At 74.6% G+C, this 13,305-nt stretch carries 14 protein-coding genes; 8 read left to right on the forward strand and 6 right to left on the reverse strand.

Going from position 1 to position 13,305, the window contains the following annotated elements:
- Positions 1–80: 80 nt before the first annotated feature.
- Entirely contained in the window at positions 81–662 is a 582-nt protein-coding gene (locus ACFXHB_RS17415) for a hypothetical protein (protein WP_380575146.1), read from the reverse strand.
- Between the two features lie 347 nt (positions 663–1,009).
- Here ACFXHB_RS17415 and ACFXHB_RS17420 point away from each other — a divergent pair, with 347 nt between their 5' ends.
- Entirely contained in the window at positions 1,010–2,689 is a 1,680-nt protein-coding gene (locus tag ACFXHB_RS17420) for a molybdopterin-dependent oxidoreductase (RefSeq protein WP_380575148.1), read from the forward strand.
- Positions 2,690–2,794: 105 nt separating this feature from the next.
- On the forward strand, positions 2,795–3,475 hold the full coding sequence (locus ACFXHB_RS17425; RefSeq protein WP_380575149.1) for a fasciclin domain-containing protein: 681 nt from the start codon (positions 2,795–2,797) through the stop codon (positions 3,473–3,475).
- A gap of 255 nt (positions 3,476–3,730) precedes the next feature.
- Here ACFXHB_RS17425 and ACFXHB_RS17430 read toward each other — a convergent pair whose 3' ends face one another.
- The 5 genes from ACFXHB_RS17430 to ACFXHB_RS17450 all read right to left on the reverse strand — a co-directional run bounded on the left by ACFXHB_RS17430 (position 3,731) and on the right by ACFXHB_RS17450 (position 7,328).
- A complete protein-coding gene (locus tag ACFXHB_RS17430; protein ID WP_380575150.1) occupies positions 3,731–4,318 on the reverse strand; it encodes a lytic polysaccharide monooxygenase in 588 nt (195 codons plus the stop codon).
- A gap of 278 nt (positions 4,319–4,596) precedes the next feature.
- Positions 4,597–5,211, reverse strand: coding sequence for a histone deacetylase (locus tag ACFXHB_RS17435; protein WP_380575151.1), 615 nt, complete (start codon positions 5,209–5,211; stop codon positions 4,597–4,599).
- Between the two features lie 151 nt (positions 5,212–5,362).
- Complete coding sequence (locus ACFXHB_RS17440; RefSeq protein WP_380575152.1) at positions 5,363–5,614, reverse strand: amphi-Trp domain-containing protein; 252 nt, start codon at positions 5,612–5,614, stop codon at positions 5,363–5,365.
- Between the two features lie 395 nt (positions 5,615–6,009).
- Complete coding sequence (locus ACFXHB_RS17445; RefSeq protein WP_380575153.1) at positions 6,010–6,333, reverse strand: plasmid stabilization protein; 324 nt, start codon at positions 6,331–6,333, stop codon at positions 6,010–6,012.
- Between the two features lie 29 nt (positions 6,334–6,362).
- Positions 6,363–7,328 carry an immunity 49 family protein gene (locus ACFXHB_RS17450; protein WP_380575155.1) on the reverse strand — a complete coding sequence of 322 codons (966 nt, stop codon included), beginning with the start codon at positions 7,326–7,328 and terminating at the stop codon, positions 6,363–6,365.
- Positions 7,329–7,479: 151 nt separating this feature from the next.
- Here ACFXHB_RS17450 and ACFXHB_RS17455 point away from each other — a divergent pair, with 151 nt between their 5' ends.
- The 6 genes from ACFXHB_RS17455 to ACFXHB_RS17480 all read left to right on the forward strand — a co-directional run bounded on the left by ACFXHB_RS17455 (position 7,480) and on the right by ACFXHB_RS17480 (position 13,245).
- Positions 7,480–7,638: a hypothetical protein gene (locus ACFXHB_RS17455; protein WP_380575157.1), complete on the forward strand. Its 159-nt coding sequence runs from the start codon at positions 7,480–7,482 to the stop codon at positions 7,636–7,638.
- Positions 7,639–8,300: 662 nt separating this feature from the next.
- On the forward strand, positions 8,301–8,987 hold the full coding sequence (locus tag ACFXHB_RS17460; protein ID WP_380575262.1) for a siderophore-interacting protein: 687 nt from the start codon (positions 8,301–8,303) through the stop codon (positions 8,985–8,987).
- Between the two features lie 262 nt (positions 8,988–9,249).
- Positions 9,250–10,245, forward strand: a complete 996-nt coding sequence (gene argB, locus ACFXHB_RS17465) for an acetylglutamate kinase (RefSeq protein ID WP_380575159.1) — start codon at positions 9,250–9,252, stop codon at positions 10,243–10,245.
- Between the two features lie 131 nt (positions 10,246–10,376).
- Positions 10,377–11,747 carry a lysine N(6)-hydroxylase/L-ornithine N(5)-oxygenase family protein gene (locus ACFXHB_RS17470; protein ID WP_380575160.1) on the forward strand — a complete coding sequence of 457 codons (1,371 nt, stop codon included), beginning with the start codon at positions 10,377–10,379 and terminating at the stop codon, positions 11,745–11,747.
- A gap of 157 nt (positions 11,748–11,904) precedes the next feature.
- The gene (locus ACFXHB_RS17475) at positions 11,905–12,165 is read left to right on the forward strand and encodes a phosphopantetheine-binding protein (protein ID WP_380575162.1); all 261 of its coding nucleotides are present in this window, start codon (positions 11,905–11,907) and stop codon (positions 12,163–12,165) included.
- A 90-nt stretch (positions 12,166–12,255) separates the two neighbouring features.
- The gene (locus tag ACFXHB_RS17480) at positions 12,256–13,245 is read left to right on the forward strand and encodes an ABC transporter substrate-binding protein (RefSeq protein WP_380575164.1); all 990 of its coding nucleotides are present in this window, start codon (positions 12,256–12,258) and stop codon (positions 13,243–13,245) included.
- Positions 13,246–13,305 lie beyond the last annotated feature (60 nt).

Here is a 13,305-nt window from a genome sequence, read left to right on the forward strand (position 1 = left end):
CCTCGTACGCGGGCCGGGCGCCGGCGGACCCGTCGGGAGCGGCTGCCGCCGCCGAGCCGTCGGAGCGCCCGGAACCGGGGTCAGCCGCGCGCACCGGACCGGCGGCGCAGCAGGGCGAAGCCCAGCGCACCCGCGCCGACGGCGGCCGCGGCGCTGCCGCCGACCAGCTTGGTGCCGGCGTCGTCGAGGGCACCGCTGCCGTCACCGGCCTGGGCGGCGCCCTGCGGCACCGTCGTGACCTGCGGCCGGCCCGAGCCGGCGGCGCCCGACGGGGTCGGGGTCGGGGTGGCGGTGGCCGTGCCGGCCGGCGCGGCGGTGGGCGCGACGGCCGGACCGCCGTGGCTCGGCGTGGCGGTCGGTACGGTGGCGCCGGCGCCACCGGCGGCGGGCGCGACGGCCGGACCGGGCCGGCTCGGGGTGGCGGTGCTGGTGGGCGCGGCGCTCGGCGCCGACTGGGCGCCCTTGGCGGCACCGGCCGCCGCGACCACGGGCTGGTCGGGGTTGTCGACGGCCGGGGCGGTGGGAGCCGGGGTCCGGGCCCCGTCGGCCCAGGCCTGGCCGCCGGAGACGGTGGCGAACAGGGCCGCCCCCGCTATGGTGCAGCCCGCCAGGGCCCGGCGGGCGGACGAATTGCCGGTGCGGGTGGAGCGGTGCTTCGACATACGGTGTGTCTCCTTGTCGCGGTACGCGGCCGGCCGGTTCGGGCGGCGCGTCCTGACCGACGGTAGGAGGGCTGTGTCGCGGTCCCCGGGAGGTCGTGTCACGGCCGTCCATCGGCTGGGTAACAGCCGTTCGTCACGGCGGCGGGACCGGTCCGCGCGACGGTGACCGTGGGCGCACCGCAGGCCCGGGCGACCGGGGCTCCGGACTCCGGCCGCGTCGGACTGCCCGGCCCGCGGGGCGGTCCGACCTGGTCTGCCGGGGGGCAACGGCCGTCAACACGCCGCTGGGTGACACCGGATGGGGTGAACGCGAATGTCGCACCCATCCGGGTGCCGGGTCACGCCGAATGGAGGACGTGAGCGACGAGACGACGACCAGGCCCCCGGGGCCCGACCGACCCGGCGCCGGGCGGCTGGTCCGGCTGCTGTCGGCCGTGCTGTGCGGGCTGGCCGGCGCGGCGGCCGCCGTGGGAGCGGGCGAGGCGGTGGCGGCCGTGACGCGGCCGGCGGCGGCTCCGGTGGTCGCGGTCGGCTCGGCGGCGATCGACCTGGCCCCGACCGCCGTGAAGGAGTACGCCGTTCGCACCTTCGGGACGGCGGACAAGCCGGTCCTGCTGGCCGGGATCTACCTGACGATGCTTCTGCTCGCGGCCGGCGCGGGCCTGCTCGCGGTCCGTCGGCGGGCCCACGGCCCGGCCCTGTTCGGCCTCTTCGGCGCCGTCGGCGTCTGGGCCGCCCTGGCCCGGCCCGACTCCACCCTGCCGGACGCGTTCCCCTCGGCCGTCGCCGCCCTCGTGGGGGCGGTCGCCCTCGACCGGCTCGCCGGTCTGCTGCGCCGCGTGGACGGGCCGCCCAGCGTGGACGGGCCGCCCCGCGGCGCTCCGCCCGCCGGCCGGGAGCCCGCCGGCCCGCTGCCCGCCGACGTGCCGGCCGTCGACCCGTCCGTACGCTCCCGACCGGCCCGTCGCACGGTGCTGGTGGCCGGCGGCGCCACCGTCACCGGGGCCGCGCTGGTCGGCGTGGGCGGCCGGGTGCTGGCGGACCGCCGGGCCGACGTCGGCGCCGCCCGGGCCGCCGTCCGGCTCCCGGCCCCCGCACGGCCCGCGCCCCCGCTGCCGCGGGGCTCGGCCCCCGGCGTCCCGGGGCTCGCCCCCTTCGTCACGGCGAACGCGGACTTCTACCGCGTCGACACCGCCCTGACCTTGCCCCGGATCGACCCGCGCGACTGGACCCTGCGGGTGCACGGCCTGGTCGACCGGCCCCTGCTCCTCGGCTTCGACGAGCTCCTCGCCCTGCCGCTGGAGGAGTTCGACCACACGCTCTCCTGCGTCTCCAACGAGGTGGGCGGCCCCTACGTGGGCACCACCCGCTGGCTCGGCGCCTCACTGCCCGCCCTGCTGCGCCGTGCCGGTGTCCGCTCCGGCGCCGAGCAACTGGTCGGCCGCTCGAAGGACGGCATGACGATCGGCACCCCCGTGGAGTCCGTCCTGGACGGCCGCCGGGGCCTGCTCGCCGTGGCGATGAACGGGGAGGCGCTCCCGGTCGAGCACGGCTTCCCCTGTCGCACCGTCGTGCCCGGCTTCTACGGCTACACCTCCGCCACCAAGTGGCTCGTCGACCTGGAGCTCACCACCTTCGCCGCCCACGACCCGTACTGGGTGCAGCGCGGCTGGGACCGTACCGGGGCGGTGCGGACCGCCTCGCGGATCGACGTCCCGCTGCCGTTCGCCCGGGTGCCGGCCGGGGAGGTCACGCTGGCCGGTACCGCCTGGGCCACCCATCGGGGCGTCGGCGCCGTGGAGGTCCGGGTGGACGGCGGCCCCTGGCAGCAGGCCCGGCTCGCCGAGGACGCCGGACCGGACGTCTGGCGGCAGTGGAGCCACCGCTGGACCGGTGCCACGCCCGGTACCCACCGGATCGAGGTCCGCGCCGTCGACGCGGCGGGCGCCGTCCAGGAGGAGACCCGCAGACCGCCCTACCCCTCCGGTTCGACGGGCTGGCACAGCACCGTCGTCACCGTGACCTGAACCCGGGTCGTTCCCGACCCTCCGTCACCCCGGCGGTCCACCCGGACCGGCCGGATCCCCTCACCGTGTCCGCGAACGCCGGACACCCCGTACAGGAGAACCGTCATGACCTCGCGCACTCTGCGTCGCAAGTCCCTCGCCGCCGTCCTCGTCGCCGGCTTCCTGGTCACCGGGCTGAGCGCCTGCAGCAGCGGCGGCGACAGCAAGTCCGGCGACAGCAGCACCAAGGCCGCCTCCGCCGGTACCTCGTCCGCACCCGCGACGGGCGGCGGCACCCCGGCCATGGAGAGTCCGGCCACCCAGGCGATGGCGGGCCGGCCGTTCGGCGCCGCCTGTTCGGCGGTGCCCAAGGACGGCTCGGGCAGCTTCGCCGGGATGGCCCAGGACCCGGTCGCCACCGCCGCCTCGAACAACCCGCTGCTCTCCACCCTGGTCACCGCCGTCAAGCAGGCCGGGCTCGTCGACACCCTCAACTCCGCGCAGAACATCACCGTGTTCGCGCCCACCAACGACGCCTTCGCCAAGCTTCCGAAGAAGGACCTGGACGCCGTCCTGGCCGACAAGGAGAAGCTCACCAAGATCCTCACCTACCACGTCGTCCCCCAGCGGCTGGAGCCGGCCGGTCTCACCGGCGGCCACAAGACCCTGGAGACGCACGAGGTCACCGTCACCGGCGCCGTCCCCGACTTCACCGTCAACGGGTCCGCCAAGGTGCTGTGCGGCGGTGTGCAGACCGCCAACGCGACCGTCTACATCGTCGACACCGTTCTGATGCCCGCCTCCTGACGGAGCATCGGCACAAGCCGCGCGGTCCCCGGTCGAACCCCCTTCGGACCGGGGGCCGTGCCCGTCCGGCGCCGCCCGCTCCGTTCGCGGACCCGGGCGGCGCCGGGCTGTCACGGGGGTCCGCCGGTGCGGCGACGGTCCGGGCGCGGCCGGTCCGGCGCCCTCGTCGCGTGCGGGAGGGGCGCCGGACCGGGGTCAGGGACGGGTGTGCCGGGCAGGGGGGCCGACGGGCGTCGGTTCGGCACTGACGTCAGATCAGAACTTCACGTCGGTGCAGGAGTAGAAGGAGTTGTTGGTGTCGGCGATCTCCCAGACCGCCACCACGACCTGGTGCCCGGTGCGGCCGCTGGGGACGGTCGCGGTGTGGGTGGTGGTGGCGGCCGGCTGGCGGCCGTTGTAGTTGACGGTCAGGAACGGCGTCAGGTCCAGGTTGGCCCGGGTGATCTTCTGGGTCGCGTCGTAACCCGGCTTGGTGAGGTAGTACTTGAACGTGGTGGTGGCGTGCCTGGCCTCGATGTTCCAGGTGAAGGTGAGCTGCTGGCCCGCCGTCACGTTGGTGGTCGGCCAGGTGCCGTTGCGCGGGGCGTCCAGCGGGGCCCAGCGCGGGTCGGCGCCGGCGCAGATCGTGCCGTCGGCCGGACCACGGCTGGGGAAGCCCTTCGGTCCTTCGACGCTCTGCGGTTCCCACTGGATGTCGCCGCAGTTGGTGACGACTCCCGCGCCGCAGAGCGCGGCCCGGCTGGGCGGCAGATTGATGAAGCCGTGCGACTGCGCCGGCAGGGCGAGCGTGAGCGGCAGCGCGATCGCGGCCGCGGCCGCGCCGGCGAGATGACGTTTGCGCATGGTGCTCCTCCGTGGGGGTGGATGGAGTGTGCGCCCGACGCAGGGCGCGCGCGTGGGGGTGCGGCGGCCGTGGATCCTTTGGCATGCCTGCGCCAGGTCGGTGTGGTCCCACCGTAGGAGCTGTCACCCCGGCCCGTCAATGGTCTGAACCATTCGCCGGCTCGAACCTCCCTTACCCACAGGCGGGTTCGGCACTCCCGCCCGCGCGGAGCGGCGTCGGTCGGTGTCGCTCGGGCCGTGCCGGCCGGTGTCGCCCAGGGCTCGCGGGCCGGCGTCGCTCAGGCCGTGCCGGCCGGTGCCGCCCAGGGCTCGTCGACCGCGTCCGTCAGCGCCCGGAGCAGCGTCTCGCGGGTCCACCCCGGGGCAGCCCCCGGCCGGGTGCCGAGGTACTCGGCGGCCCGCCGGAGGTCCCAGCCGTGCGCCTCGACCAGACCGGCCGCGACGGTGCGCGGATAGCCGGCGCGAGGCGCCCGCGGCTCGGCGTCGGCCAGGCCGCCGGGGGCGGTGAAGGTCAGCACGGGGATGTCGCCGAGGGAGCCGGGGCACACCAGCGTGCCGTACGGGCCGGGCGCCGGCCGGTCCCGGCCGTCCCGCAGGACCGCGGCCGGCGGGAGGTCCGCACCCGGCTCCCGGTGCGTCTCCTGTGCGGCGATGTCGCTGAACTGCCCGGCGCTGACCAGATAGGCGCGCGCGGGGACCTCGCCGGTCCGGTCCGGTCGTAGAAGGCCGTGCCGCCGCCCCAGACCGTCGACTCCAGGGCGAAGTACAGCAGCCCGGGCAGCAGCAGGGGCACGGCCCGCTCGGGCGGCCGCCCGTCCCGGCAGCCGGGGTACGTCCGGGCGCCGCCCGGCGGCCGTCCGCCGCGGAGGTAGCAGGCCAGCCGCCCTGCGCACATGTTCGAACCGTAGGCGGCGTACCAGACGCGCTCGGGCAGGGCGGTCGGGGCGGCCGGGCCCGCCGCCGGGTGCGGCCGGTGTCTCGGCACGGCCGTGCCGTTCCCGGGCGTCCCGGGAACCACGAACTCCCGGCGGGGGAGCCGGGCGGCTACGACGACGGCGTCGCGTCCGCCTGCGCGGTCCGCCACTTGAGCTCGATCTCCAGCTCGATCTCCCCGTCCTCGACCTCGACCTCGATCTCGGCCTGGAGTTCGTCGGGAACGCGCAGGGTCAGCGTCCCGGGGCCGAGATCCAGTTCGGCGCTGCCGCCGTGTCGCAGGGCGTCCGCGATCGCGGAGAGCCGGTCGGCGGCCTCCAAGCGTGACAGCGAGGCCTTCTGCTCGAACTTGAGGTCGTTCACGATGCCTCCACCTCGGAAGGAACAGCAGGTACCTCCCATTGTGGCCCCGCCGCCCGGAGGGGGCATCCGACCGGTCGCGCAGCGCGGGCGGGCCGGTCCGCGCGCCCTGTCCGGGCCTCCGGCGGGCCGGCCCGCCTCCGGCCTCACCCTGCCGGTCGACCTCCGGCGGGTGCGGGTGCCGGGGGCGGTCCCGGATCGGGGTCCGGGAACGGGGGGACGGGCGGCGGGACGGGGTCGGGTTCCTCGCCGGGGCGCGGCCGGGGGGCCGGGTGCGGGAACGGTTCGGTGTCCGAGTTCGGTGGTACCGGTCTGGTCATCGTGGTCACCTCGCGCGGTGGCGACTGCGGGGGCTGGGGGGACTGCGGCGGTTGCGGGGGTCGCCCTCCGGTCCGGCTTCAGCGGCCGAGCGCGTGTTCCAGCTCCCGCTTGTTCATCTTCGAGCGGCCCTTGATGCCGCGGTTCCTGGCCTCGTTGTACAGCTGGTCGTAGGTGCGGCCCCGGGCGCCCTGGTGGGACCGCAGTCCACCCCGGCGGCCGGAGGAGATGTCATGGGTGGAGCCGCGGGCGGCACTCTTCGACTCGCCGTGCCTGGCCCGCTCCTTGTTGACCGTGCGGGCGGCGATCTCCTCGGCCGTCCTCTCGCTCTCGCCGCGGTCCAGCACGCTCTCCTTGATGTGCTCGTACTGGCGCTCACGCTTGGGGCTCGATCCTCGGGGCATCGCAGCCCTCCTCTCCGCTCGGTGCGCGCCTACCCGGTTGCGGGCCGGTGAATCGGACGAAGGCGGTCGGCCCGGCTCCGCTCGGCCGGGCCGGGGACCGGTCGGCGCGGCGCGTGCAGCAGGCCCTGCGGCAGATACCCGGAGCGGAGCTCCGGCTGCCAGCCGTGCGCCTGGACGGCGAGGGCGGCCAGCGCGACGGACTCGACCGGCAGCAGGGTCCTCGGCTCCGGGTCGGGGCCCGCGTCCGCGCGGTGGCGGCGGAGCCGGTCGGCGAGGGCCTCGTCGAAGGCCACCTGGTCGTCGTCGAGGAGGACGCGGAGCAGCCGCTGGTCCGGGGTGAGCGTCCCGGCCGCGTCCAGTCGGCGGGCCGCCTCGGCCCGCGTCGGCGCGTCCGGCTTGGCGAGCGGGTCGTCGGCCCGCCGTGCCGCGGGCGAGGTGTCGACGAGGTACGCGCACAGCGCGTCCATGGCCGCGAGGTCGGCCGGAGCCGACACCGATTCCAGTGGCGAGTAGGGCACCCCGTCCCGGATCGCGGGCGCGTAGTCCTCCTTGAGCAGGGGGCCGATCACCCGCGCCGGCTCCCGGAGCAGGCCGGTGGTCAGGCAGATCGCGAACGCGTCGAGCCAGGTCCGTGCCGTGGGCGCCTGGTCCACCGCGTCCTCGAAGGAGAACTGCGCACTGATGAGCCTCTCGTCGATCAGCGGGAGGGAGACCTCGAAGTCACCCCCGGGGAAGGCGCCGAGGCTCAGTACCCCGAGGCCGCACTCGGCCGCGGTCCGCAGGGCGAGCCGGCCGGCGTCGCCGGTGAGCGCGGGGTCCTGGAGGGTGCACGCGCCGACGTGGTCGAGGAGCTCGTCGCGCAGTACGGCCAATCCCCGGAGCGACAGGGAGTTGTAGCGGAGCCCGTGCCAGTGGCCGAAGCTCCGTCGGCGGATGTCGTCGAGGGCCCGGTCGACGCGCTCCTCGTCGACCTCGTGGCGCGTCACTTCCCGCACGGCTGCTGCCTTTCCGATGATCATTCCAGCTGGCCGCCCGACGCTACCAGGGTGCCCTTCCGCGGGCCGACCCGACCCGAGAGGGGACGCGCCGAGCCGCTCCGTCGGGCCGTTGCGCCGGGGAGGCCTCGGGGCTGGCAGACTGGTGATCATGACAACCGATCTGCGTCCCCTGTGGCAGCCCTTCTCCGAGCCCTCCGCCACCGTCCCCGTCCAGGCGGACCGCCACCACCTGCTGCCCGTGGACCGGGCCCCCTTCCTGGAGCCCGCCGTGCCGGCCGAGTTCGAGGAGCAGCTGCCCGAGGCCTGAGGCCGACGAGCCGGGGGCCGACGATCCGGGGCCCTTCGGCCGCCCCGATCGACCCTCCCGGCGGCACCGGCACCGGCACCGGCACCGGCACCGGCATCGCACCGGCACCGCCTTCGCCGCGATCGCGACGACGGCCACGACCTCGACCTCGACCGCCGTCGCCCCCGCCCTCACCGGGCCCGGCAGCGGCGGTTCACACCTCGCGCCGTCCTACCGCCCCACCCCCTCGACGCCCGTGCCGGGCGGCCGCAGCCGGTGTGCTGTCACCGCCCGCCGCACCGCCATGGCGCCGCGCCGCGGTGGCGGGCCGGCGTCGGGTCCCCCGCAGCCGGCTCGGGTGTCGCCCACCCCGACCGATGCGCGGGCCTTCGAACCGTTCGAAGGCCCCGGGCTCGTTCCGCGTCGGCGACCGGCCTGGCCGGCAGGATTCCCCCCGGCCCGATGGTGTCGGTGGACGCCCTCGCGGACCCTCGCGCACCCCGGCCGCCGCGCGCTCCGGATGGCCCTCCGGCCGGACCCGCCCGGCCGTGCGGGGAAGCTGTCCACGGTCCTGAGGGTCGACCTCCGACACGCCGAAGGATAGGTTAGCCTTCCCTAACTTTTGCCGATGGGAGGCTGCCGTGGAGCAGGGGCATGGCTGGGAGGGCGTCGTCCTCAAGTTGATGCGGGGCAGGGACTTCGTCTGGACGGTGACCGGCGCCGAGGACATCACCGAGCACTGCCGGCGGGTGCGTTTCACGGACGGCGGGATGCTCGCGGCCACCGGGGCGCATCCGACCATGTGGGTGCGGGTCTGGTTCCCGGGTGCGGGCCGCCCGCACCAGCGGGCCTACACCCTGGTCGACCCGGACGCGGCCACCGGCGCGTTCGCCGTCGAGTTCGCGCTGCACGAGGGGCCCGCCAGTCGCTGGGCGCGGGGGGCTCGGCCCGGTGACGTCGTCCGGGTGACCGTGCAGGGCTCCGCCTTCGAGCTGCCGGATCCGGTGCCCGAGCGGATGTTCCTGATCGGCGACCGCGCCTCGGTGCCGGCGCTCAACTCCCTGCTGACGGCGCTGCCCGAGGTGCCGGCCACGATCTGGCTGGAGACCCGGCACGACAGCGACGAAGGGCTGCCGCTGCGGATCCGGCCCGCCCGCCACGAGGTGCGCCGGCTGCCGCGCGAGGAGGACGGGGCGAGGCTGGTCGCCGATGTCCGGGCCACGCTGCCCGGACTGATCGGCGACCCGGCCGGCGCGTATGTGTGGGTCGCCTGCGACACCGTCACCACGCGCGCGCTCGCCCGGTTCGCCCGCAAGGAACTCGCCGTCCCGAAGGCGCGCCTGCACGCCCTCGGGTACTGGCGGCCCTGAGGGCCCGTGCGCTCCCGGCCCACCCCCGTTGTCGCCGCCCGGTCCTCACGTCGCGTCACCGGACCGGGCCCGGCGATCGCACGCCGGGGCGACGTTCGCACGGGATGGTGACGTCCAGGGTGAAGAAATGTAAGGTTACCCTTGCCTAAGTGGTTCCGGAGCGACCGAACCGCGCTTCCCCGGGCACCCGCGAAGCGGGTCCGGGGGAGGGGGAGCGAATGCCGCACAACCCGGTGCGGGCATCCTGAACGCAGGGGGATCGGTGGAGAACGGCCTTGCCGGGCGCGCGCGTCGCGCCGCGGTCGCTGGAGCTTCGCACACGGGCGGCCCCCTCGCGGCGCTGCCGTGGCTGGAGGGGTTCCGCGGCAAGATCGTCGTGATCAAGTTCGGCGGGAACGCCATGGTGGACGAGGGCCTCAAGGCGGCCTTCGCCCAGGACGTCGTCCTGCTGCGCTACGCGGGAGTCCGGCCGGTGGTGGTCCACGGCGGTGGCCCGCAGATCAGTGCCCAACTGGGCCGGCTCGGGATCAAGTCGCACTTCACCAACGGCCTGCGGGTCACCACCCCCGAGGCGATGGACGTCGTCCGGATGGTGCTGGCCGGCCAGGTGCAGCGCGAGCTGGTCGGCCTGGTGAACCGTCACGGCCCCTTCGCGGTCGGCATGACGGGTGAGGACGCCCACACGATGACGGCGGTCAGGCGCCACGCGGTCGTGGACGGCGAGCCGGTGGACATCGGCCAGGTCGGCGACATCGCCTCCGTCGACCCCTCGATGGTCCGCACGCTGCTGGCGGACGGCCGGGTCCCGATCATCTCCCCGGTCGCGCGCGGTGCGGGCGGCGACGTCTACAACGTGAACGCGGACACCGCCGCCGCCGCGGTGGCCGCCGCGCTGGGCGCGGAGCTGTTGGTGATGCTCACCGACGTGGAGGGCCTGTACCGGGACTGGCCGCGTTCCCAGGAGGTGATCCGCTCGTTGACCGCCTCCCAACTCGCCGACATCCTGCCGGGCCTGGCCAGTGGCATGGTCCCGAAGATGGAGGGGTGCCTGCGGGCCGTCCGGGCCGGGGTGGGCCGGGCGCGCGTGCTGGACGGGCGGGTCCGGCACGGGGTGCTGTCGGCGTTCGGCGGACCGTCGGTGGGCACCGAAGTGCTGCCGGACGGACCGCCGGTACCGCGGCGGGCGTGCCGGGAAGCGGCGGTCGGTCCGGAAGGTCGGCAGGTCGCGATGGTTGGTTCGGGTACGACATGGATTTGACTCGCCCTCGCCGGTGATAGAAGTTAGGTAAGCCTTACCTACGGCGAGTGAGTGGGCGAGTGACGGAAGGCCACCACGGTCGACCGGACACCGGCGGGGCCGAGAAGCAAGAAGCAACGGAAGGATCGATCATGTCGCGCGAGAACGGCGCAATCGACCGAGGCGAGAGCGCCGACGACCTGGTCGGCATAGGCTTCGGTCCCGCCAACCTGGCTCTGGCCATCGCTGTGGACGAGCACAACCGGCGGGATCCTCAGCAGGCCCTGAAGGTCGGCTTCGTGGAGAAGCAGGCCGGGTTCGGCTGGCACCGCGGGATGCTGCTGGAGGGGGCGACCATGCAGGTCTCCTTCCTCAAGGACCTGGTGACGATGCGCGACCCGCGCAGCCGCTTCACCTTTCTGACCTACCTCCAGGAGCGCGGGCGGCTCGCCGACTTCATCAACCAGAAGTCCTTCTACCCGACCCGCCTGGAGTTCCACGACTACCTGGAGTGGTGCGCGGCGGAGTTCGCCGACCGCGCCGCCTACGGTCGCGAGGTCACCGCGGTCCGCCCGGTGACCTCCTCGGACGGCCGGGTCGAGTTCGTCGAGGTGGAGTCCCGCTCGGTCACCGACCCGGCGGACCGCGAGGTCCGGCCGGCGCGCAACATCGCGGTGGGCACCGGCCTGAAGCCGCGGATGCCCCAGGGTGTGACCGCCGGCGACCGCGTGATCCACACCCGTGACCTGCTGTTCCGTGCCCCCGACCTGATCGAGCGACGCGCCGAGCTGCGCCACCGCCGCTTCACGGTCGTCGGCGCCGGCCAGTCGGCCGCCGAGGCCGTGGAGTTCCTGCACCGGACCTTCCCCGAGGCGGAGATCTGCGCCGTCCTCACCCGGTACGGGTACAGCCCGGCCGACGACAGCCCGTTCGCCAACCGGATCTTCGACCCGTCCGCGGTCGACGAGTTCTACGCCGCGCCGGCCGAGGCCAAGCGGACCCTGCTCGACTACCACGCCAACACCAACTACTCGGTGGTCGACGGCGACCTCATCGAGCAGCTGTACCGGACGGTCTACCAGGAGAAGGTGGCCGGCAAGGAGCGGCTGAGGATCCTCAACGCCACCCGCCTCACCGGCGTCGGGCAGCTGGCCGACGGCGCCGTCGCCGAGGTCCGCTCGCTCACCACCGGCGAGACCCTCGCCCTGGAGTCGGACGCCGTGGTGCTCGCCACCGGTTACGAGCACCTCGACCCGCGCGACCTGCTCGGTGACCTCGGTGCGACCTGCCGGACCGACGAGCTCGGCCGCCTCCGGGTCGACCGCGACCACCGGGTGCTGACCGAGGACCACGTCGAGGTGGGGATCTACCTCCAGGGCGGCACCGAGCACACCCACGGCATCACCTCGTCGCTGCTCTCCACCCTGGCGGTGCGCTCCGGCGAGATCTGCGACTCGCTGCTGCTGCGTCACACCGGGCGCCAGCTGCGGGCCGAGGACGGCCGCCTCGGCGTCACCGGCTGACGACCGGCCGGGCCGACCGGCCACAGCGCCGACCGGCCACAGCGCCGACCGACCACCGTGCCGACCGACCACCGTGCCGACCGACCACAGTGCCGAGCCGCCCCGCCCGCCGGGCCGCCCCGCCGACCCCCACGACCTGAAGTGAATGGACCACGCCATGACCGACACCGACCCGACCGGGCCCGCCGCCGCCCTGGACGCCGAGAGCATCCGCGCCGACATCGCCGAACTCCTCGGTGAGGAACCGGAGTCGGTCGGTGACGACGACGATCTCCGGGACCTCGGGCTCGACTCGATGCGCCTGATGAGCCTGATCGAGGGCTGGCGCGCCCGGGGCGTCCGGGTGGAGTTCGCCGACCTGGCCGACCTCGGCGCCCCGACCGTCCGGGCGTGGTCCGCCCACCTCTCGACGACCTGACCCCGCCCGGCCCGCGGGGCAACCCCCGCCCGCCCCACCGCACACCGAGCGCCCCCCCGCGCACGCCACGCAGTACCCCCAAGGAGAACCATGAACACCCGTGCCCTGCCGTCCCGTGGTCTGAGAATCGCCGCCATCGCGGGCGTCGCCGCCCTCGGCCTCACCGCCTGCGGCTCGAACGGCGACAGCAAGAGCGACGCGGCCTCCGGTTCGACCGGTGGCGCCGCGGCGTCCCAGGTGATCGAGGCGACCAACGGCAAGATCACCGTGCCGGCCGGGGTCAAGCGGATCGTGTCCGTCTCCTACGCCACCGGCGCCCTGCTCGACCTCGGGGTGCAGCCGGTCGGCACCAGCACCATCGACGACAACAACCCGATGGAGCTGCTGCCCTCGCAGACCGAGGCCGCCAAGAAGATCGAGGCGATCGGCTCCGGCATCGAGATCAACGTCGAGAAGGTCGCCTCCCTCAAGCCGGACCTGATCGTGGTCGAGGGCGCCACCGCCTTCGACTGGGGCGTCAGCAAGCTCGAAGGCATCGCGCCGACCCTGTACTTCGGCATCGACAAGCCGGGCGACCTGTTCAACGCCCAGGAGAAGATCGCCACGGCCGTGGGCAAGGAGGCCGAGTTCAAGAAGCTGAAGTCGGACTACGAGGCCAAGGCCGCCAAGATCAAGGCCGACTACGCCGGCAAGCTCAACTCCGTCAAGTGGACCATCGCGTCCTCCTACGGCGGCGGCGAGTTCCTGGTGGACACCAGCACCTCCTGGGTCGGCCGGGTGCTGACCGACGCCGGCGCCACCTTCTCCCAGGCGTCCAGCGACACGAAGGAGCACGAGGTCACCTACTCGACCGAGAAGCTCGACGTGCTCGCCGACGCCGACATCATCCTGGTGCCCAAGATGGCGGCCACCGGCGAGGTCCCGCAGGACACCAAGGACCTCGACAAGCAGCCGTCCTGGAAGAACCTCAAGGCCGTCCAGGCGAACAAGGTCATCCCGGTCACCTATGCGACGACCGACCGGTACGGCACCTCGATCGACGTGCTCGGCCAGATCGAGACCATCCTCAAGGGCCTCTAGGCCCCGGCCGGGTGGCCCGCCGCTCCCACACCGGCGGGCCACCCGGAGCCCCGCGCACGA

Origin of the sequence: Kitasatospora sp. NPDC059327 (assembly GCF_042752535.1) — a bacterium.
Lineage (GTDB): Bacteria > Actinomycetota > Actinomycetes > Streptomycetales > Streptomycetaceae > Kitasatospora.